The organism is Pseudomonas capsici (assembly GCF_017165765.1).
GTDB lineage: Bacteria > Pseudomonadota > Gammaproteobacteria > Pseudomonadales > Pseudomonadaceae > Aquipseudomonas > Aquipseudomonas capsici.
Genome location: NZ_JAFGZD010000004.1, coordinates 75,533 through 95,740 on the forward strand (window position 1 = coordinate 75,533; position 20,208 = coordinate 95,740).

Below are 20,208 nucleotides of genomic sequence, written 5' to 3' on the forward strand. Positions count from 1 at the left end.
TTTGCAGGCATGCGGTTCGTTATTACAGCAGCAATTGTTCGGCATAACGTGCAACCACATGATCAAAAGCTATCTGTTTATCATGAGTTGCCGAGCGTAGCCCGTTCACGATGTCTTGCAGTTCCTTGTCGCTGACGTCGGCTATGAACTGATCATCGAAGACTTTTCGTATGGCTAATTGACGTCTTTGATTCAGGTAGGCGATATCAAGGGCCAGTTTCTCGATCATCATTGCTGCGGCTGCATCTGTGTCTTGCGCTTTCTGGATGACGCCTGTCAGCAGATAACGAAAACGTTGCTCACAGTTGTGATCGGTTGGTGAGATGTGCAGCTTTTCATCGAACCAGTTGCTCTTGTGATGGCCGCAGTGCAGCGGATTTCCCGGCTTGGTTTCTCGCAGGCAGGATGCATGGAGATTTTCATACTCCAGGGCCAGAGTGTCGTAATCCTCTTGTGGCCTGAAGTGTTCGATGTGGCTGCTATCTAGGTTTATCTCTCTGCCGCAGTAACAGCAAAAGAAGTTTTGTTCTTTCAGCAAACTATTATGCAAGTCCCGTTTTTGCGGGTTTTGCAGGGTAGGGTAAGTCGGTGTCCAATCCTCGTTTGCGCTGGCTTTCCATTGAGTAAACGAAGCAGGTTCAGTTCCTTTGACTACGCGCTTCATCGACCAATGATCTCCTTGCGCCTGAGCAACGCTTCAGCACCGGCATACTCGGGTAGATCGGGTGCCTTTTTCTTCAACGCCTTGAGTTGTTGCCTGGCCTTTTCGAGCTCATTGTTTTCCAGAGAGGTAAACATCTCGTTGAGCAGTTCCTCGATCTCAGGCAGGCGCTGCTCTACGCCCATGACCTCTGCCAGGATGCTGCTGGAGTCCAGCCCGTAGGTTGCTCTTGGATGAGAACTGTCGCCGTTATGTAGCAGGATCACTTCTTCTGGTTGCAGACTGCCAATAACTTGAGGTGAGTGGCTAGTGGCGATGAATTGCACTTTCGGGAAGGCTTTCTTGAGCGTCGGAGCAATATTTCGTTGCCAGGCCGGATGAAGATGAATATCCAGTTCGTCGATAATCACGATGCCATTTGTATTGCTCAGAACATCTTTACCCATGTGGGGGTTGAGGATGCACATGCGGCGCGCAATATCGGCTATCAGGGCAATCAGACTGCGTTGCCCATCACTCAGATCGTTGAACGGGACGGTCTTTCCAAGTCCCATATCTACCACCAGACTTTGGAGTCTCAAGTCATACCTGAGGTCAAGCGCATCAGGGATTGCGAGCTGTATGGCCTGGTTCACCCACTTGAGTTCATCATCAGGCTCGCTGTCGGATTTCGAGTCCAGCCGGTCCTGAAGACGTTCAAGTGTCCTGGCGATCAACCAGCTTTCAAAGTCGCGCAAGTCAGCTACGGCATCAAACCAGTTCAGGTAACCATCGAAACGGGATATTTTCTGTTGTGCCGAAAACTCTGCCGATACGTTAGCGCTTTTCCACCGGCGATTGGCGCGATAAAAAACCAGTACCGGTAGATTGAGATCTTCACCCGCATTCCACCTGGAATGCACTTCTTCCATATGCGTCAGGAATGATGGATCGATACCTGCTTCCCAGATATCAGCCAGCTTTATCGTTCCCCAGTCCGCAAGGCCAAAGATGTCCCCTTCGGCTTTTATGAAAACAGGAAGTTTACGTTCAAACCGGCTTCGCCCTTCGTGCTTATCAATAGCGAAGCGCACATCTTCGGCAGGTAAATTAGTTTCTTCGCATCCCATCGCGTTGCCAAACGGTACGAGCGACACAGCCACCCCCTGCAACAACGACGTCTTCCCACTCCCATTGACTCCGACCACAAGGTTAAACCCCGGCTGGAAGTCAAAATGGGCATCTTCGTAGCAACGAAAATTCTGTAGGTGGAGATGGTCGAGGCGCATGCCGGTTTCCTTTACCAAGTCTGGCGGATGCGTCAGTGTACCTTGGCTTGCCCTGTCTGCCAGCTTCCGGGTTGTGACTAAACCTTTGCCCCCAATGGCTGCAGCTTCGACAACCGCAAGGCCACGGCCAGGGCGATCAGCAGCAGTGCGCCGACAAACAGGCCGATGCCGTTCCAGCCTGCGTAATGCCAGAATACTCCACCGCCGGTTCCGGCCACGCTTGAGCCTGCGTAGTAGCAGAACAGATACAGCGAAGTGGCCTGGCCTCTGGCTTTGACGGCGCGGCGTCCGACCCAGCTACTGGCGAGGGAGTGGGCGCCGAAGAAGCCGAAGGTGAAGATCAAGACGCCGACAATGACGACCAGCAGCGGAGTGAACAGGGTCATGGCCAGGCCGATCAGCATCATGACGATCACCGCCCACAGCACTTTGCGTCGTCCCAGCCTGTCGCCCAGTGCGCCGATCTGTGCGGAGCTGTAGATGCCCGACAGGTAAACGATCGAGAACACGCCCACCACCGCCTGGCTCAGGTTGTAAGGCGCGGTCAGCAGGCGATAGCCGATGTAGTTGAACAGGGTGACGAATGCGCCCATCAGCAGAAAGGCGAGCAGAAACAGCAGAGGCAGGCCTGCATCGCGAAACTGCAGGACGAAGCCGTCCAGCAGGCTGCGTGGATGCAGTGAACGGGGCTGGAAGTTGCGGGATTCGGGAAGGATTCTCCAGAAAACTGCCGCAGCCACCAGTGCGAGGCCTCCGACGCAAAGCATTGCGGTATGCCAGCTTACATAGTCGATCATCACGCCGGTGATCAGCCGTCCGCTCATGCCGCCGACGGCGCTGCCGCCGATATACAGCCCCATGGCCAGACCCAGGTGCAGCGGATGAATTTCTTCGCTGAGGTAGGTCATCGCCACTGCCGCCAGCCCGCTGAGGGACAGGCCGACCAGTGCGCGTGTTACCAGAACGCCTTCCCAGGTGGGCATCAGGGCACTGGCAATGGTGGATATCGCCGCGCAGAACAAGGCCAGCACCATCACCGGCTTGCGACCCAGCCGGTCGGAAATCGGCCCGGTAACCAACAGGCCAATGGCGAGCATTGCCGTTGCAACCGACAGGATCAGGCTGCTTTGTGCCGCATTGATCGAGAACTCTTGAGACAGCAGCGGCATCATCGGCTGTACGCAATACAGCAGGGCGAAGGTCGCGAATCCTCCGGCGAACAGTGCCAGCACCGTTTTCGTGAACGCGGGTGTGTTCTTTTCGATATAGCTTTCGCCTGCGGCAACTACGGGCTGTGGTTCTGTGGAAAGCGGGGCAACGGCAGGGTTCACGATGGACCTCGGAGCGCGGCAGGCAAGTGATGAAAAAAGCATATAGCGCGCAAATGATTCAATCCAATATATTGTTCGACCTGTTTGATATGTAAAACGACTTGATTGGAGGCCGCATGGAATTGCGCCATCTGCGTTACTTCATCGCGGTTGCCGAAGAGCTGCATTTTGGTCGTGCCGCTCAAATGCTGGGTATTTCCCAGCCGCCACTGAGCCAGCAGATCCAGATGCTGGAGCAGGAGCTTGGCGTTCGTCTGTTCGACCGCACCAATCGCAGGGTGCAATTGAGCGAAGCCGGGCGACTGTTTCTCGAAGAGGCCCGGGGTGTATTGGCGCAAGTCGACAAGGCTGCCGATGTGGCACGGCGTGCACAACTGGGCGAACTTGGCGAGTTGAAGGTCGGTTTCACGGCCTCGGCTCCCTTCACCTCCGGTATCCCGAAAGCCATTTTTGCCTTTCGCCAGACTTACCCGGACGTGCACCTGGCACTGAAGGAAATGACCAGCAAGGATGTCTCCGAGCAACTGGAAGACAAATCAATACAGGTCGGCATCATGCGCCCGCTGGCTTTGCCGGATTCCCTGGTGTCTTTCGAGCTACTGCGCGAACCGCTGGTGGTGATTCTGCGCTCCGACCATCCTTTGGCGGCGGGCAGTGAGCAGGGACTCTATATGTCTGCGCTGGCCGCCGAGCCCTTCGTGTTTTTCCCACGCACTTATGGCAGCGGTTTGTACGCTCAGATACTGGGGCTAGCGCGAGATGCCGGTTTCAGTCCGCTGATTACTCAGGAGGCCGTTGAGGTCATGACCATCATCGGGCTGGTGGCAGCCGGTCTGGGTGTAACGGTTCTGCCTGCGTCCTACCGGCGAATGCGCATCGAGGGCGTGGTCTATAGAACCTTGCTGGACCCTGCGGCCACCAGCGCGGTATGGCTGGTACAGAGAAAGGATGAACAGTCACCGATGGCCAAGGCGTTCTTTGAACTGGTGACTGGCCGGTAGATAGCGTCTTGCCCCGTCGCGGGCAAGCCCCCTCTCGCAAGGATTGGCGTTCATCCTGCGCCAGATCATCACGTCGTCACTGACGATGCCCCGCATTGAAGTCCTGGATACCTGGATTGATCGACAGCTCCTTGAGGATTCTTTCACGCAGCAGGTTGATCCAGCGGTTGTAGTTACGGTGGATCTGGCCGTCCTTGTAGTCCAGGCCGGTACTGCTGCGGTAGTCGATTTCAAACGAGGTCGGGGTGTACGGAATATCGATCTCGGCGTGATGACGGCCACGGACGGTGATGGCGGCCTTGATCATGCCCGGTTTGATCGATTGCACGGTCCATTGGCGGTCATTGAGCGCAGTGACGATGGCGCGACTCATCTGCTCGTTGCTGAAACCCATCTCGCTGGAGAAGTTTTCCTTGGCGTTGTACACCGGCTTGCTGGTACAGCCTGTAATCAACAAGGCCAAAGCCATCAAGGCGACGATGCGGTGGATCAGATTCATTCCCTTTACTCCGTAGGTCGATCTATTCAGCGCCAGCGGCGGAAAATCAGCGAAGTGTTGACCCCGCCAAACGCAAAGTTGTTGTTCATCACATACTCATGGCTCATCTGCCGGGGTTCGCCGATCAGGTAATCCAGTTCGCCGCATTGCGGGTCGATGTTGTCGAGGTTGAGGGTGTGGATGTAACGGTCGCGATTGAGCATTTCGATACTGAACCATGACTCCAGAGCGCCACAGGCACCGAGCGTGTGACCGAAAAAGCTCTTCTGCGAGCTGATCGGCATGCGCGGGCCAAAGAGACTGCTGGTCGCCAGGGTTTCGGCGATATCGCCCTGTTCGGTGGCCGTGCCATGTCCGTTGACGTAACCGACAGCCTCTGGCGGCAGGCCCGCATCTTCCAGAGCCAGCTCCATGGCACGGCGCATGGTGATCTGCTCCGGGCGGGTGCTGTGGGCGCCATCGGCGTTACTGCCGAAACCGACGATCTCCGCATAGATATGCGCACCCCGGGCCAGCGCATGCTCAAGCTCTTCGAGCACCAGCATGCCGGCACCTTCACCAATCACCAGGCCATCGCGACCGCTGTCGTAAGGCCTTGGGCTGGTGTGTGGCGCGTCGTTTTTCAGGCTGGTGGCGTACAGCGCATCGAAAACCATGGCTTCGGTAGGGCACAGCTCTTCCGCACCGCCTGCCAGCATCAGTGGGAGGCGCCCGAACTTGATCGCTTCATAGGCGTAGCCGATGCCCTGGCTGCCACTGGTGCAGGCGCTGGAGGTCGGGATCAGGCGTCCGGTCAGACCGAAGAAGATGCTGATGTTGGCTGCCGTGGTGTGAGGCATCATCCGCACATAGGAGTTGGCGTTCAGGCCTTCTGCAACGGAGTTGAGCAGCATGTTCCCGAACGCTTTTATGTCGTCGGTGCTGCCGGTGGAGGAGCCGCATGCAGTGCCCATGCGCCCGTCGCGAATCATCGGGTCATTGAGCAGTCCTGCATCGATCAGGGCTTTTTCCGATGCACCCACCGCCATGCGCGATACCCGGCCCATGCTGCGCAACTGCTTGCGGGTCCAGTGTTCGGGTACTGCGAAATCATCGACAGGCCCGGCCAGTCGTGTGTTGAGTTCGGGGAAACGGTCCCACTCGTCCATGCGCCGGATGCCGCTGCGGTTGGCGGTGAAGTTGGCTTCGATGCTGGCCCAGTCGCTGCCCAGTGAAGTAATGCCGGCCATGCCGGTAACGACTACACGCTTCATCAGCACAGGCCTCCGTTGACGGCCAGGACCTGACGAGTGATATACGCAGCCTCTGCAGACATCAGGAAGTTCACCGCGCCGGCCACCTCTTGCGGTGTGCCCATACGCTGCGCCGGGATCATTTTCATCAACTCGTCCACCGGCACGTTTTCGTCCAGCATTGCCGTATCGATCAGACCCGGTGCAACGCAGTTGACGGTGATCTTGCGTTTGCCCAGTTCGATAGCCAGGGCTTTGGCTGCACCGATGAGCCCCGCCTTGGAAGCGCTGTAATTGACCTGCCCGCGATTACCGATCAGGCCGGACACCGACGTGATGCACACGATCCGGCCTGCCGCACGTCGGCGAATCATCGGCATCATGACCGGATGCAGCACGTTGTAGAAACCATCGAGGTTGGTGCGCAGCACTTGATCCCAGTCGTCTTCGCTGAGAGCCGGAAAAGCACCATCGCGCGTCAGACCGGCGTTGAGCACGACGCCGTAATAGGGGCCATGGGTTTCAACATCTTCTTCGAGAATCTTCTTGCAGGTGGCACGATCGCTCACATCGAATTGCAGCACGCGGGCCTGACGTCCCAGCGCGACGATTTCTGCCTGAACGGCTTCTGCTTCACTGCGGCCACTGCGGCAATGCAGGACCAGATCGTATCCGGCCTGGGCCAGACGCAACGCAATGGCGCGGCCAATGCCACGGCTGGAGCCGGTGACCAGTATCGATTCAGTCATGCCAGAGCTCCTTCGGTCAGGTATTGATCGGCGTTGGGTGGGCAATAGACACTGAGGCGTGCAAAGGCCTGGATGTCCGTGCCGGTCAGGTTGCATTCAAAGACACCCATGCCGCTGTCGTCCTGCAATGAACGTGTGGCCTGGATCGTCAGTTCGCTGCCTGCCGGAAAATGCCCGACGTTGCATTCGAATTTTCGGCTGCCGAGCAGGAAGCCCAACTGTATGGGCTCGCCCTTGAGACGAGCCTGGCAACCGGCATAGGCCGCCACGCTCTGGGCCATCAGTTCTACGCCGATCCAGGCAGGCAGGCTGCCGTCCGCCTGGCTGAACAAGCAATCGGGGCGTACGGTGACCCGGGTCCGGATCTGTTCTTCGTCAAAGCTCAGGACCTGATCGATAAGGATCATGTCGGCAGCATGGGGAATCAACTCGGCGAGCGGCCAGTCGATCATGGTGCATCTCCGATAATCAGGCTGATGTTGTTGCCGCCGAAAGCAAAGGAATTGCTCATCAGGTAGCGGGATTCAGTGGGGGGCAACTGCGCCCCGGGCAGTGCCCAGTTCAGGGTTGGCAGCAATGGATCGGCCTGGCCGTCCCACAGATGAGGAGGCAAGGCCCGTTCACTGTTCTGCGGCGCAAGAGTGAGCCAGCAGAACGCGACTTCCAGGGCTCCGGCGGCACCGAGGGTATGGCCGCTGAGAGGCTTGGTCGAGGAGCACGAAACACCGTCGGGAAATATCGCCTGTACGGCCAGGCTTTCCATGGCGTCATTGTGCTGGGTCGCGGTGCCGTGCAGGTTCAGGTAACCGATTTGTCCGGCAACCAGGCGTGCATTGTCCAGTGCCTGCTGCATGGCTTGCCGGGCACCACGACCGCCGGGTTCTGGCGCTGAAATATGATGAGCATCACAACTGGCACCAGCGCCCAGCAGGGCAATCGAGTGTGTGCCGCTGGCTTCACGGGTCATGAGGAACAGGACTGCCGCCTCGCCGATATTGATACCGTCACGATTGACTGAAAAGGGGTTGCAGCGCTGTTGCGACATGGCTTCCAGCGCCGAAAAGCCGTTGAGTGTCAGTTTGCAGAGGCTGTCCACGCCGCCACACAGAACGGCATCGCACAGCCCCATGTCCAGCGCCCGTCGTGCGCTGAGCAGGGCGCGTGCGCTGGAGGTGCAGGCTGTGGATATCACGTAGGCCGGGCCGCGCAGTTCCAGCCAGGACGCCAGAAAGGTCGCTGGTGCGCTCAACTCTTGTTGCTGATAGTCGTAATGCTCGGGGAAGCTCTGGTCGCGCAGCCAGGTCGCCATGCTGTTGCTGGCTTCGTCGATACCCGAGGTGCTGGTACCCAGAATGACCCCGATACGCTCGGAGCCATAACGCTCGATAGCCTGGCGGATATCACTTTCGATCTGCAGGGCGGCGGTCAGCAACAATCGATTATTGCGACTGCCCTGTGCGCTCAATGACGCCGGGATGGGAGCCAGGGCATCTTTGATTGCGCCGACTGGCAAGACCCGGTCGGGCACCCAGCCGTTCTCTGCAATCATCCCCGAACTGTCGGCAGCGAACAGCTTGCGCGACACCTCTTCAGAACCATTGCCCAGGGCACAGATCAGCCCCATGGCATTGAGGTAGGCAGTCATTGTGAAGTCTCGAGATTCAAGGGGGTGATTTCATAACTCAGCCCTTCCTTGAGCTTCAGCGTAAAGACATTGGCAGAACGGTAGTCAACCCGCCAGCGGTCATCGAGACGGCGCTGCGCATCCTGACTCTGTGCAGCAGGATAACTGATGGACAGTTTTTCATTCGGTGTCAGAGCAAAGAGCAGGGCTGCAAACAGTTCGCGAGCCTCCGGGTTCGGTGGCAGCAGACCATCGGCCTGCCACTTGCCCTGAATCAGCAACTGGCGTGCCTGGGGAATGCCCAGCGGGTCCATCAAGGACCAGCGCAACCCGGCGTTTTCATGCTGGACGATCAGCAGCCAGTCCTGGCGCTGATCGGCCTGCTCACGCTGGATATGCAGTTGCATCGGTAACTGCAACGACGGCATGGCCGCAGGCAGCGGTGCCTGACTGGCACAGCCGCCCAGCAGCAGAAGTACGAAAAACCATGCGCGGATCATGGCGTCTCGCCGTTCAGGGGCTTGCGGGCCACGACATTGACCAGGGTTTCCTCACGCTGCCCGAACGGCTTGGGCTTGAGCAGCTTCAGGCGCTCCAGCAAGCCGAAATCCTTTGCACGGCTCCACCACAGATACGGGTAAGAGACATTCTCTGCTTCAAACTCGAAGCCCTGGCCACGAATCATCTCCAGATACTGCGCTGCGCTTTTCTGGACATGCATGGGATGGCGAAACAGCCAGCGAATCACCCAGGTATCGATATAGGCCTCGGTGGATTCGGCGAACAGCAGATAGCCACCCGGTTTCAGCACGCGATAAAACTCGGCAATGGCTTTTTCCTGCTCGACCAGATGGTGAAAGGTCTGGTGACAGAACAGCATGTCGACGCTGGCATCCGGCAGTTGCAGTGCGGCGCAATCACTGCCGATCAGCTCGACATCGATACCCTGGCGGCGGGCCTCCTCGCGGCTCATGTCGAGGCTGTGCGGGTCGGCATCCACGCCCAGCAGACGTGAGGGCGCAAAGACCTGGCGCAGGTACTGGAATGATTTGCCTTGCCCGCAGCCGGCATCCAGCAGCACCGGTGCTTCAGGCGGCTGACCGTTGAACAGAGTGCGCAGATCATTGATCGCAACCCGCAGCACGTGATGCTGCCAGGTGTGGCTGCGCAGGAACCACAAACCGAAGCGGGTTTCTTCGACATAGCTGTCGCTCAGGAATGGCTGGTTCATGAGGCGTTACTCGCGCAGAACTCGGCCAGCATGCGTAACCGGCGTTTGGGTTCGCTGACAAAGGGATTGCGCTCATCCCAGGCATAACCGGCCAGGATTGCGCTGATCATGCGACGTATGTCCGGGGTGCTGTCGGGATAGAAAATGACGTCCTGGAAGCTGTTGTCATACCAGCCTTCGACATAGGCGCGGAAGGTATCGACACCGCGTTTGAGCGGGATGGCGAATTCGGTCTCCCAACTGACGCTTTCCCCCTGCAATTGTCGGCTCAGCAGATTGGCGGCCATGCTTGCCGAGCGCATGGCAATGGTCACGCCGGACGAGAACACCGGGTCAAGAAACTCCGCCGCGTTGCCCAGCAGTGCGAAGCCCGGGCCATGCAGGGTTTTGACGTTGGCCGAATAGCCGCCAATGGTGCGTGCAGGGGTATCCCAGACGGCATTTTTCAGCACCTTCTTGAGCTGTGGCGTTTCATCGACGAATGCTTGCAGGCAGGCGTCCAGATCCTGCGATTTGTCCTTGAAACGCTCAGCCGACGCCACCACACCCAGGGAGCAGCGGCCATTGCTGAACGGGATGGTCCAGAACCAGACGTCCCGATGTTCGGGATGAATGCTGATCAGGATCTTCTCGCGATCGAAAGGCGGGCTTTCGATATGGTCTTCGATGTGGGTGAACACGGCCTGACGCACCGGGAAACCGGACGGCGCTTCAAGATCCAGCAAACGCGGCAGGACCCGGCCATAACCGCTGGCATCGAGCACGAACAGGGCCTGTACGCTGTATTGACTGCCATCTTCGCGACGAACGCTCAGGATCGGTTGCGGACCGCTGAAGTCGGCGTTGATGATTTCCTGCTGATAGCGGATTTCAACGCCCTGCAGCGCTGCCTGATCGGCCAGCAGCTTGTCGAACTCGCCACGCTGGACCTGAAAGGTCGTGGGTTTGCCGTTGCTGAACGTGTCACCGAAATCGAAATCGCTGTACTGATCACCGACAGCAAAGGCCGCGCCGTTCTTCTTCTGGAATCCGGCCGCTTCAACCGCTTCGAGCATGCCGGCTTCTTCGACGAAGTCCAGGCAATGGGAGAGCAGGCTTTCGCCAATCGAGAAGCGTGGAAACAGCTGGCGTTCGATGATCAGAACATCGTGGCCCTTGCGTTTGAGCAGCGCTGCAGCAATCGCCCCGGCAGGGCCGGCACCAATGACGACAACCTGCCGATTTTCCATGTCAGTGAGGGGCACAAGAGTTCCTTATCGGTTGGTCGATGTTCAGGGAGGACGGCAACGGTTTGCGACCCATGCCGGTCAGGGCAGGCATGAGTGTCGCCAGCAGGCTCATCAGCATCAGCGCGAAATACAGCGCCGGACCGATGAGTTGCTGTTGCAGCAGCAGATTGAGAAAGACGATTTCGCTCAACCCGCGAATATTCAGCAATACGCTTTCGCGCCAGCGGCTTGCGCCTGCAAAAGAGGGGGAAGCCCAGCGCAGGCCGATCCAGTTTCCCAGCATCTTGCTGGCGATGGGCATGACGATCAGCGCGGCCAGTTGCAACCCGTTCAGGGTGCTCATGGCACTGTGGATATCGATTTGCACGATGCCGAAGGTCAGCAGCAGCGGGATCGCCAGCTGGTTCTGCAAGCGTTTGAACAGGGCGTCAGGCAGCGGCAGTCTCCAGGTTTGCCCGAGGCGCGACATGCACAGCAGATAGCCAATGCCGAAGATCAGTGCGTTGAGTCTGTAGTGCTCGGCTACCACCAGCATTGCAAAGAACGTCACGCTGTAGAGCAACGGCTGGCGCAGGCCCAGCAGGCGAAACAGCAAGGGAATGCAGGCTCCCAGCAACGGCAGTAACAGACTGGCGGGTTTCAGGCTGCCCTGGCCCAGAGCGAACAGGCTCCAGCAGGCCAGATCGATAAGGATCGCGGTTTGCACCAGTCGGCGTGTCGCCTGGGGCGGGTAGCCAATGTGTTGCAGATAGAGATAGAGCACCGGGATCGCGGTGATGGCGAACACCAGTCCAATGGCCAGCGAACCGAGCCAGGATTGATCCGGCAACAGCCATAACGCACAGGCCAAACCTGCGACAAAGGGCACCAGAAAGCTGGGGATTGCGACTTTCAGGCTCTGGCGGTCCAGTCGGGCGTCGATGACATCGCTGAGGATATGCCCCAGGACTATCGCGAAGGCCAGGCCGTACAAGGTCTTGAGCCAGACCGGCGATACCAGTTGTGCACCGCTCAGTTGCCAGTGCGGCTCTATCCAGAACAGCATCAGCAGCGGCAGGCCAAAGGTTGCCAGCAGCAACTGGCTGACGATGGGAATCAGCCCCAGCCGCTGGCCTGCCCGTGTTGCCAGGGCAAACGCCAATAACGCCATCAGCCAGAACAGCAGGATCATCACGAGCGCTGCTCCTTTTTCGGACTGGCCCAGGGCGCAAGGATAAAGCTGAAAGCCAGCCCAAGGCTGACGGACAGCCCGAAATTGCTGATGGCCGGGGTGCTTGAGATCGCCAGCAGACCAAATGAAAGCCAGGTGGTAATGGCGGCCAGCAAGGTGCCCAGCAGGCTGACGGCAGCGCCGCCGATCTGTTCGCGCATGAGAATGGCGTAATCGACACTGATTGCCGTCACCAGCAGCAGGCCGAACAGGCTGAACAGGGTCAGCGGCTGTCCGAGCCAGCCCAGGCTTGCCAGGCTGCACAAGGCTGCCAGCAAGGGCAGGGCGACAATCCGCAAGGCTCCGCCGAGGCCGAACGGCAGGACCAACAACAGGACGATCAGCACACAGGAAAGCAGTTTCAGTTCGGCGGCGCTGATCTGGGTGGCGGCGAATACGCTGTTGAGTTCGCCCAGGCGATCCACCAGTTGCACACCTTCCAGCCCTTGCGCCTGAGTCTTCAGCAGAGCGGGATCGTTCAGGCCCCGCAAACTTACGATGCCGGCCACGCCGTTATCGTCATGGCCGAGCCATAGCGTGCGCCAGGGTTCGCTGAGTGGTCCGCCGAGGGCGAGGTCGATATCTTGCGTGGGCAGCGCTTGCAGTCGGGCCACTTCAGTCTGCAATGCGCTGGCCGGCACACCCAGTTGGACCAGCGGCTGCCAAAGTGGCTCCAGTCGGGACAGCGCAGTGCGTGTGGCTTGCTGGTCGGCGGGCGATGCGACCAGTTGATTGAGGGCCATGTAGCCCTGCAGCTTGCCGACATTGACCAGTTGTTCCAGTCGCTGAGTGAGTGTCGACTGGCGCTCCAGCAATTGCTGCTCGTCCTTGCCACGAACCAGGAAGAACTGGCTGGTGGGCTGATAGCCGGTGATGCGTGCGATGGCCTGGGCTTCGTCTGTCAGTGCCTGGGGCGCGGAAACCCACTGGCGGATATCGTTTCGAGTGGTCAGTTGCCACAAGCCTGTTGCGCAGAACGCCAACAGCACTGCCAGCAGGGCGGGGGTACTGATGCGTTGCAGCAAGGCCTCACGGCAATCGAGCAGATGCTGGGCCAGAGCCAGAGGCCATTGCGCGGGATGGATTTCGACCTTGGCGAGCAGCGCAGGCAGCAGGCAAACCGCAGTCAGATAGGCCCCGATCAGACCGGCTGCCGAGAACACGGCGATTTGCGTCAAGGCCGGAAATGGCGTCCAGGCCAGGGCCAGATAGCCAATACAGCTGGTGATCAGGCTCAGGCTCAGACCGGGTAATGTGAGGCGCAAGGCAGGCCAGCTTCGCCAGGGCTTCAGGCTCCAGCTTTTGGACAGATAGTGCAGCGGGTAGTCCACGGCTACGCCGATCAGGCTGGAACCGAGCACCAGTGTCATGACATGCATGCTGCCAAAAAGGGCGACGCAGGCCACGGCACCGAACAGCATGCCCACCAGTACCGGCACGAAGGCCAGGAGTACTTTCCAGCGACGAAAAGCCAGCAACAGCAGCAACAGAATACCCAGCGTCGCACCGCCACCGACCCAGGTAATTTCCCGACTGGCCTGTTTCTGACCATTGGCGGCATACAACAGGCCGCTGGCTGCCAGTAACTGGCCGTCGACCTGTCTGGCCTGTTCGCGAGCAGCGTCCAGCAGGTTTGCGACCTGAGTGGGCAGATGCATGTCGAATGCATCGCTGCGAGTGCGCGAGCGCAGCAATACCCAGCTTTTGTCATCGGCCACGGCAATCAATGCGCCGCTGGCCAGATCCGGCTGGACCGAGCCCTGTTTCGGCAGCCCGTTCTGAATTCGTCCGGTCAGGCCCAGCCAGTCGTCCTGACTCGCCACCAGACTGAATCCGGCAAATGGATCGAACAGGCTTTGTACGCGCTGGTCGATGAAGGCCTGTGGGTCGTTGATCAGCAGGTTGCGGTCTGCATCCGGCAGCATTGCCAATCGACCTTGCAACAGCTGATTACGCAAGGCCGGCAGGTCTGCCTGCAGTGACCATTGCACCTTCTCGAACAGCCCGCTGGCTTGCCATTGATCGCTCAACCGACGCGCCAGCTCAATGGCCTGTTGTCGGTCGGCATGTCCGACCAGTACCAGCATTTCCCGGTTGAGCGGTTCCTGCATGCGTTGTTCGGCACGCAATACCAAGGCATCGGTGTCGGTGCCGGGGACCAGCTCCATCAGGTTGGCCGACAGCGGTGAGCGGTCATGCCACTGCCACCCGGCCAGGGCCAGAACGCCTGCCAGGATCAGCAGGAACAGGCGCGGCAGCAGGCGTTCAGTTGCTGAAGTCATTGCGCTGCACGTCGCTCAAGGCCTGGGAGCTGTTGCTGTCGAGCATTTTAAGAACCGTGCTGTCGCCCTGGGTTTCCAGCAATTCGATACGGTTGACCAGTTCACCGCCGTCAATATTGATCTGCTTGAAGACCTGTTGCAGAAGCAGCGAGCGGGGAATGAGGGTGAGGTGCCAGGCTTTGGAATCGCCTTTCAGTTGCAGCTCGAAGTCTCGTTGCAGACCGCTGCTGTCGCCTTGCAATACCGCGAGAAAAAGACGGTTCTGTTCGGCCCCTGCGCTCTTGCCCGGCAGGAGTTTCCATGGGCCGCTGCCCGGCGTTTCGCGACGTGCAATACCGGCTGGCGTGATGCGGTAATCCTGTTTCAGCGGTGTTTCCAGCAACCAGAGCAGACCGAACTCTCTGGACAGGACGAACCGGCCTTTGCTGAGCAGAGGCTGGGGCAGGGAGCGCAGGTGTTTCTCCTGAACGAAGTTACCCTGCACCACCACTGGCCTGGCCAGTTGATCGCTCAATTGCTGCAGATCGAATGCCTGAGCCAGTGACGGCAGGCATATCAGGCCAAGCAGGAACAAAGCCCGGAGCGCACGGTTCATGGCAGGACCTTCTGGACGGCATCGATAAAGACTTGAGGGGAGACCAGTTGCATCTCGCGGCTCTCCCGGCTCACGGCGACCTGAACCGTACTGGCGCGGGTCATGCGTTCCCCTGTGGTGGCGTCGGTAATCAGGTAGTTGATCTTCAGGCGGTTTTCCCACTCGACCAGACTGGCGCGCACGATCAGTTTCTGGCCGAACACGGCGCCACGCACGTAGCGCAGTTGCAGGTCTATCACGGGCCAGCCATAGCCGGACTCGAGCATGTGGGTGTAGTTGTGGCCGATATGATCCAGCAACGCACAGCGAGCGATTTCCAGGTATTTGACGTAATGGCCGTGCCAGACGATGTTCATCATGTCGACATCGAAAAACGGCACCGACACTTCCGTATCGACGTGAATGAAGCCCTTACTGCGCATGTAACCTCCAGTGGCGGTTGGCGATGCGATTCAGGCACAGGCGCAGTTCGGCTTCCAGGGCACGATCTTCCATGACCGGCGGGAAGTCCTGTGCCAGTTGTTCGTGCATGGCCGCGAGTGCCGGTGGCAGTGGACGTGCGTCATCTGCCTGGCTGCGCAGCCAGACGCCCTGATTGGCGGCGATCAGTGTGGCGGCAGCGACCTGCTCGGTCAGTTCCAGTACGCGGATGGCATCCCGGGCAGCAATCGTGCCCATGCTGACCTTGTCCTGGTTGTGGCATTCGGTCGAACGCGAGAACACACTGGCGGGCATGGTGTTTTTCAGGGCTTCGGCGGTCCAGGCGCTGGCACCGATCTGCACGGCCTTGAAGCCGTGATTGAGCATGGCGCGTTCGCTGCCGGCGCCGGACAGGTTGCTTGGCAGGCCATGGTTGTAGCGCGTGTCCACCAGCAAGGCCAGTTGCCGGTCCAGCAGGTCGGCGACGTTGGCGACCAGAGTTTTCAGGCTGTCCATGGCAAAGGCGATATGTCCGCCGTAGAAGTGCCCGCCATGCAGGACTCGCTCGGCTTCGGCATCGATGATCGGGTTGTCATTGGCGCTGTTGAGTTCGATTTCGATGAACGAACGCAACCAGTTCAGGCTGTCTGCCAGCACGCCCAGCACATGGGGGGCGCAACGCAGCGAGTAGCGATCCTGCAGACGATGCAGCGGCGCGGTGGGCGCATCGATGGCCAGATCCTGACGCAGCCAGGCTGCGACCAGGGTCTGGCCCGGATGAGGTTTGGCGGCGAACAGGCGCTCGTCGAAATGCTCCGGGTTGCCTTGCAGCGCCACGACATTCAGGGCCGTGATACGGGTGGCCAGTTGCAGCAGGTAGTCGGCACGGGTGAATGCCAGACAGGCCAGACCGGTCATGACGGCGGTGCCATTCATCAATGCCAGCGCTTCCTTGGGCCTGAGCTGGAGCGGTTCCCAGCCCTGCTCGCGATGCACATCGCTGGCCTGGCGTCGCTCGCCACGGAACATGACTTCACGCTCACCGGACAGAGTGGCTGCCACGTAGGAAAGGGGCGTCAGGTCACCGCTGGCACCTACCGAGCCTTCTTCCGGGATCAGCGGCAAGACGTCGTGCTCGATAAACGCCTGAAGGCGCTCCAGCAGTTCGACGCGCACACCGGAAACCCCGTGACACAACGATTGCAGGCGAGCTGCCAGGACCGCGCGGGTGGCCTGTTCATCCAGCAGCTTGCCCAGGCCACAGCCATGGAAGGTGTACAGATGACGGGGTAAAGCCTCGACATGCTGCAACGGCACTGCGACCACGCAAGAGTCACCGTAACCGGTGGTGACGCCATAGATCACACCTTCCTTGTCCAGCAGGGAATCGAGGAACTGCGCGCCTTTGGCGATGCGTTCCCGAAAGGCACTGTCGTTCTGCAGAGCCGTTGGGGCCTGGCGATTGGCCAGGGCCAGAACGTCCTCGATACGCAGTGCGCGTTCGCCAAACATGACCGTGTCAGGAGTTTGATTCGTCATCGGACTTCCAGAAAGGGTAGAAATTGAACCACTGCTGCGGAGCCTCCAGGCAATAGTGCCCAAGACGTTCGGCATAGCGGCTGGCCCAATGGGCAATCACTTCGGCGCGGTCGCTGCGGCGCCATTGAATGGCATCGGTGAAGGGCTCGAGAATCACTCGGTAACCCTTGGGGCCCTTGAGACAGAAAAACAGATTGACCGGACATTTGAGCAGCCCGGCCAGCAACCATGGACCCTGGGGGAAACTTGCCGGCTGGCCGAGAAAGTCAGCCTGCACGTTGCGCCCGCCATGCAGGGTGACTCGATCTCCGGCAATGGCCAGCCACTCGCCTTCGTCCAGACGCTGGCTCAGTTGCAGCATGATTGCCGGGTCCAGCTCACTGACCTGGATCAGGCGCAGATTGGTGGCGCCGGCCTGACCCAGCAGGCGGTTGAAGCGTTCGGCGTGCTTGGTATGCACCAGCACATTCATGGTGACCTTTTCGCCCAGCTCGGCCAGCGCCCGGCAGACTTCAAGGTTGCCCAGATGCGCCCCGACCAGTAGCTGCCCACGCTCGCCCCGCAGTTGATCGCGAAGAAGCGCGGGGTCGACGATTTCAATCTGTTCGATTCCGAGCTTGCCGTTCCAGACATCGAGTTTGTCCAGCAAGGCATCGGCAAAGGCCATGAACTGGCCAAAAACTCGCCAATGCGTGGGGCGCAGTTCGGGTTTGCCGCTCCAGTGCGCCAGTCGTTGCTGATATTCCCGGATACTGCGGCGAGCCCGGCGACCAAACAGGAAGAAATACAGCACGATGCCGTACAGCACCGGACTGAGCACACGGCGGCCCAGCACACGCACGCCCCAGGCAGTGAGCTTCATCAACAGGAAGCTGCCGCGCTCTTCGTGGTGAGCCCAGTGCTGCTTTTGCGGGTTGTCACTCATGGTTTCAACCGCCGCCACAGGATCAGTGGCAGACGCACCAGCATGCCGAAGAACAGCCGGGTATGCATTTGTGAAATCAGCGCGTTGTCATGGAACAGACGAAAGTGCGACAGCCCGTCCTGCGGGTAATGAACGCGAGTCGGCAGCCAGCGCATCGGCTGTTTGCGCCATGACAGACGCACCAGGATTTCGGGGTCGAAGTCCATGCGTTTGCCGACGTGTACCGAGTCGATCAATTTCAGGACCGGCGGCAATGGATAAACCCGGAAACCGCACATCGAGTCGCGAATCTGCAATGACAGGCTATTGATCCAGACCCATACATGGGTCAGGTAGCGGGCATACAGCCGGCCTTTCGGAACGCTGGCGTCATACTCGGGATAGCCGCAGATGATTGACTCGGGGTAGAGGCGCGAGTTTTCCAGAAAGAGCGCGACATCGCTCAGGTCATGCTGGCCATCGGCATCGACTTGCAGCGCGTGGCTGAAGCCCAGTCGCGAGGCTTCCCGTAGCCCGGCCATGACTGCGCCGCCTTTGCCCTGATTGACCGGCAGGCTGACCAGAAAGACCTGATCGTTTTCCGCCAGCGCTTGCAGCACCGCAGCACAACCCGGGCTGCTGGCATCGTCGACCAGAACGCACGGCAAACCGGCTGCCCGCAGTGCCTTGACGACATCGGGTACAGCCAGCTCATGATCGAACACCGGGATAACGGCGCAGGGGTTATGCATCTTGGCTGGCCTTCAAGAGAATTCTGCCGCTGGAGCAGGGGGCGTTGTCGGTGTTGGTGAAGGCGAAATACAGCTTGGAGCGTTCATTGTCGAAGCGCAGGGTCAGCTTGATCTGGTCGCCCGGGCGAACCAGTTGCTGGAACTTGAGCACTTCCATGCCCGCGAACACCGGCGGTACATCCAGCAGTTGCTGTGCCAGATGCATCGCCCATTCGACCTGCACCACGCCGGGCAATACCGGGGTTTTGGGGAAGTGACCGCTGAAGTAAGCCAGGTCCGGCGGAACCAGCAGGTCCAGATGCAATTCAGCGTCGACGGTTTGCTGTTTCAGCAACTCCGGCGTCCTGGGGCGCGGAGCCAGAAGCAACGTCTGGATTTGCGCCTGCGGCAGCTTGCCTTGGGCATTGAATGGCAGTTGCCGCAACATGCGCCAGCGCCGCGGCAGGGCAATGGCCTCGCAATGGGGGCTCAGGTGCTGGCGAAGGCTCTGGGTCAGGGCGCGTCGACCCTGGTTGCGCAGCGCATGCATTCCGCTCTGGCTCAAAACAATCAAGGCACCCAGCGATGCCCGGCTTTCCTGAATGACTCCCAGGCGTGCTTCGTTGATCCATTCATGGCCCGCAAGGGCTTCTTCCAGGAGCGGCAGGGAAATACGTTTCTCTTCAAGCTTGACGATGCGGTCCAGGCGACCCAGCAGCTCGAAACGGCCATCTTCATCGATGCGCGCAGCATCGGCAGTCTGTTCGACATGATCGCTCGGCATGTAAGGCGAGCGAATGCACAGCGCGCCATCGTCATTCTGACTGAGCTGTACGCCGTCGAACGTCTGCCAGAGGTTTTCGCCCTGACGCCAGGCGATCCCGCCTGTTTCGGAGCTGCCGAGAATTTCAGTGGGCCATTGCCCCAGGCGTTGCTGCAGGCTCTGAGCGGCAGCGGCCGGTAATGCGCCACCGGATGAAAACACCCGGCGTACGGCGCTCAGGCTGGACCAGTCCAGGTTGTCGCCCATCCGTTTGAGCAGGGCTGGACTGGCGACCCAGGCAAAAGCCGGGTATTCGCGGCTGGCGCGTTGAAGGTCTTCCGGGAATGGCAGTTGTTTGCGGACGAACGGGCGAGCCGCGCACAAAGGCCACAGCACTCGGAACAGCAAACCATAGATATGTTGCGATGCCACGCTGCCGATGATGCAGGCCGAGCCCAGTTCCTTACCCCAGAGCTGTTCCAGTGCCTGTACCTCATTGGCCAGTTGCCTGAGGCGCTTTTCGATCAGTTTGGGTTCGCCACTTGAGCCTGAAGTACACAGACTCAGACGACATTCGTCCAGATCCAGTGCCATGGGGGCAAGTGCTGCGATGTCCTGCAACTGTTGCGGCCTTGTATCGTCCACCTGATCGGTCAGCCACATGTCCACATGCTTCGCCCAGCGCTGACGGGTCTGGCCCTGCAGATCGGCGGGCAGCAGGACTTCTGCACCAGCGCGCCAGGCACCGAGCAACGCAATGGACAGATCGCCCGCGTCCTCGAGGTGTACGGCCAGTCGCTTGATATTCCGGGCCTGCAAACCGGCAGCCAGACGTAATGCCTGCTCACAGAATTGAGCATGATCGAGGGCAGGGTCTTGTGTCAGCAGTCGATCCTTGGAAGGTTCGAGCAGCAGGTTTTCGAGGTTTAACCAGTTCAT

General features: G+C 59.5%; 20 protein-coding genes. 1 reads left to right on the forward strand and 19 read right to left on the reverse strand.

Annotated elements, in window-relative coordinates; all coding sequences use genetic code 11:
- Window positions 1-22 precede the first annotated feature (22 nt).
- The 3 genes from JSY17_RS06835 to JSY17_RS06845 all read right to left on the reverse strand — a co-directional run bounded on the left by JSY17_RS06835 (window position 23) and on the right by JSY17_RS06845 (window position 3,260).
- Complete coding sequence (locus JSY17_RS06835) at window positions 23-664, reverse strand: retron system putative HNH endonuclease (protein WP_206401572.1); 642 nt, start codon at window positions 662-664, stop codon at window positions 23-25.
- Entirely contained in the window at window positions 661-1,929 is a 1,269-nt protein-coding gene (locus tag JSY17_RS06840) for an AAA family ATPase (RefSeq protein ID WP_117181772.1), read from the reverse strand. Before JSY17_RS06840 ends, JSY17_RS06835 begins: the two co-directional genes overlap by 4 nt.
- A gap of 77 nt (window positions 1,930-2,006) precedes the next feature.
- On the reverse strand, window positions 2,007-3,260 hold the full coding sequence (locus tag JSY17_RS06845) for an MFS transporter (RefSeq protein ID WP_206401570.1): 1,254 nt from the start codon (window positions 3,258-3,260) through the stop codon (window positions 2,007-2,009).
- 116 nt (window positions 3,261-3,376) lie between these two features.
- On the opposite strand from JSY17_RS06845, the gene JSY17_RS06850 reads away from it, so the two are divergent.
- Window positions 3,377-4,261 (forward strand): LysR family transcriptional regulator, encoded by an 885-nt coding sequence (locus JSY17_RS06850; RefSeq protein WP_117167168.1) that lies wholly within the window; start codon window positions 3,377-3,379, stop codon window positions 4,259-4,261.
- Window positions 4,262-4,337: 76 nt separating this feature from the next.
- Here the strand turns inward: JSY17_RS06850 and JSY17_RS06855 are convergent, their stop codons facing one another.
- The 16 genes from JSY17_RS06855 to JSY17_RS06930 are packed head-to-tail and all read right to left on the reverse strand — an operon-like array spanning window position 4,338 to window position 20,208.
- On the reverse strand, window positions 4,338-4,760 hold the full coding sequence (locus JSY17_RS06855) for a hypothetical protein (RefSeq protein ID WP_183134045.1): 423 nt from the start codon (window positions 4,758-4,760) through the stop codon (window positions 4,338-4,340).
- Between the two features lie 26 nt (window positions 4,761-4,786).
- Window positions 4,787-6,013, reverse strand: a complete 1,227-nt coding sequence (locus JSY17_RS06860) for a beta-ketoacyl-ACP synthase (RefSeq protein ID WP_206401568.1) — start codon at window positions 6,011-6,013, stop codon at window positions 4,787-4,789.
- On the reverse strand, window positions 6,013-6,741 hold the full coding sequence (fabG, locus tag JSY17_RS06865; RefSeq protein WP_117181770.1) for a 3-oxoacyl-ACP reductase FabG: 729 nt from the start codon (window positions 6,739-6,741) through the stop codon (window positions 6,013-6,015). The genes JSY17_RS06860 and fabG overlap by 1 nt, the downstream gene beginning before the upstream one ends.
- Window positions 6,738-7,193 (reverse strand): ApeP family dehydratase, encoded by a 456-nt coding sequence (locus JSY17_RS06870; protein ID WP_206401566.1) that lies wholly within the window; start codon window positions 7,191-7,193, stop codon window positions 6,738-6,740. The genes fabG and JSY17_RS06870 overlap by 4 nt, the downstream gene beginning before the upstream one ends.
- Window positions 7,190-8,386: a beta-ketoacyl-[acyl-carrier-protein] synthase family protein gene (locus JSY17_RS06875; protein ID WP_206401564.1), complete on the reverse strand. Its 1,197-nt coding sequence runs from the start codon at window positions 8,384-8,386 to the stop codon at window positions 7,190-7,192. The genes JSY17_RS06870 and JSY17_RS06875 overlap by 4 nt, the downstream gene beginning before the upstream one ends.
- On the reverse strand, window positions 8,383-8,865 hold the full coding sequence (locus JSY17_RS06880; protein ID WP_117181768.1) for a hypothetical protein: 483 nt from the start codon (window positions 8,863-8,865) through the stop codon (window positions 8,383-8,385). The genes JSY17_RS06875 and JSY17_RS06880 overlap by 4 nt, the downstream gene beginning before the upstream one ends.
- The gene (locus JSY17_RS06885) at window positions 8,862-9,596 is read right to left on the reverse strand and encodes a class I SAM-dependent methyltransferase (protein WP_206401563.1); all 735 of its coding nucleotides are present in this window, start codon (window positions 9,594-9,596) and stop codon (window positions 8,862-8,864) included. Before JSY17_RS06885 ends, JSY17_RS06880 begins: the two co-directional genes overlap by 4 nt.
- Window positions 9,593-10,840, reverse strand: a complete 1,248-nt coding sequence (locus JSY17_RS06890) for an NAD(P)/FAD-dependent oxidoreductase (RefSeq protein WP_200998383.1) — start codon at window positions 10,838-10,840, stop codon at window positions 9,593-9,595. Before JSY17_RS06890 ends, JSY17_RS06885 begins: the two co-directional genes overlap by 4 nt.
- The gene (locus tag JSY17_RS06895) at window positions 10,827-11,999 is read right to left on the reverse strand and encodes a cation:proton antiporter (protein ID WP_206401562.1); all 1,173 of its coding nucleotides are present in this window, start codon (window positions 11,997-11,999) and stop codon (window positions 10,827-10,829) included. Before JSY17_RS06895 ends, JSY17_RS06890 begins: the two co-directional genes overlap by 14 nt.
- Window positions 11,996-14,317, reverse strand: a complete 2,322-nt coding sequence (locus tag JSY17_RS06900) for an MMPL family transporter (protein WP_122372361.1) — start codon at window positions 14,315-14,317, stop codon at window positions 11,996-11,998. Before JSY17_RS06900 ends, JSY17_RS06895 begins: the two co-directional genes overlap by 4 nt.
- Complete coding sequence (locus tag JSY17_RS06905) at window positions 14,301-14,912, reverse strand: outer membrane lipoprotein carrier protein LolA (protein ID WP_122372359.1); 612 nt, start codon at window positions 14,910-14,912, stop codon at window positions 14,301-14,303. Before JSY17_RS06905 ends, JSY17_RS06900 begins: the two co-directional genes overlap by 17 nt.
- Window positions 14,909-15,334, reverse strand: coding sequence for an acyl-CoA thioesterase (locus tag JSY17_RS06910; protein ID WP_117186120.1), 426 nt, complete (start codon window positions 15,332-15,334; stop codon window positions 14,909-14,911). The genes JSY17_RS06905 and JSY17_RS06910 overlap by 4 nt, the downstream gene beginning before the upstream one ends.
- A complete protein-coding gene (locus JSY17_RS06915) occupies window positions 15,324-16,871 on the reverse strand; it encodes an HAL/PAL/TAL family ammonia-lyase (RefSeq protein WP_206401561.1) in 1,548 nt (515 codons plus the stop codon). Before JSY17_RS06915 ends, JSY17_RS06910 begins: the two co-directional genes overlap by 11 nt.
- A complete protein-coding gene (locus JSY17_RS06920; protein ID WP_117181761.1) occupies window positions 16,852-17,796 on the reverse strand; it encodes an LpxL/LpxP family acyltransferase in 945 nt (314 codons plus the stop codon). Before JSY17_RS06920 ends, JSY17_RS06915 begins: the two co-directional genes overlap by 20 nt.
- Window positions 17,793-18,527 carry a glycosyltransferase family 2 protein gene (locus JSY17_RS06925; protein WP_117181760.1) on the reverse strand — a complete coding sequence of 245 codons (735 nt, stop codon included), beginning with the start codon at window positions 18,525-18,527 and terminating at the stop codon, window positions 17,793-17,795. Before JSY17_RS06925 ends, JSY17_RS06920 begins: the two co-directional genes overlap by 4 nt.
- Complete coding sequence (locus tag JSY17_RS06930; RefSeq protein ID WP_206401560.1) at window positions 18,520-20,208, reverse strand: acyl-CoA synthetase family protein; 1,689 nt, start codon at window positions 20,206-20,208, stop codon at window positions 18,520-18,522. The genes JSY17_RS06925 and JSY17_RS06930 overlap by 8 nt, the downstream gene beginning before the upstream one ends.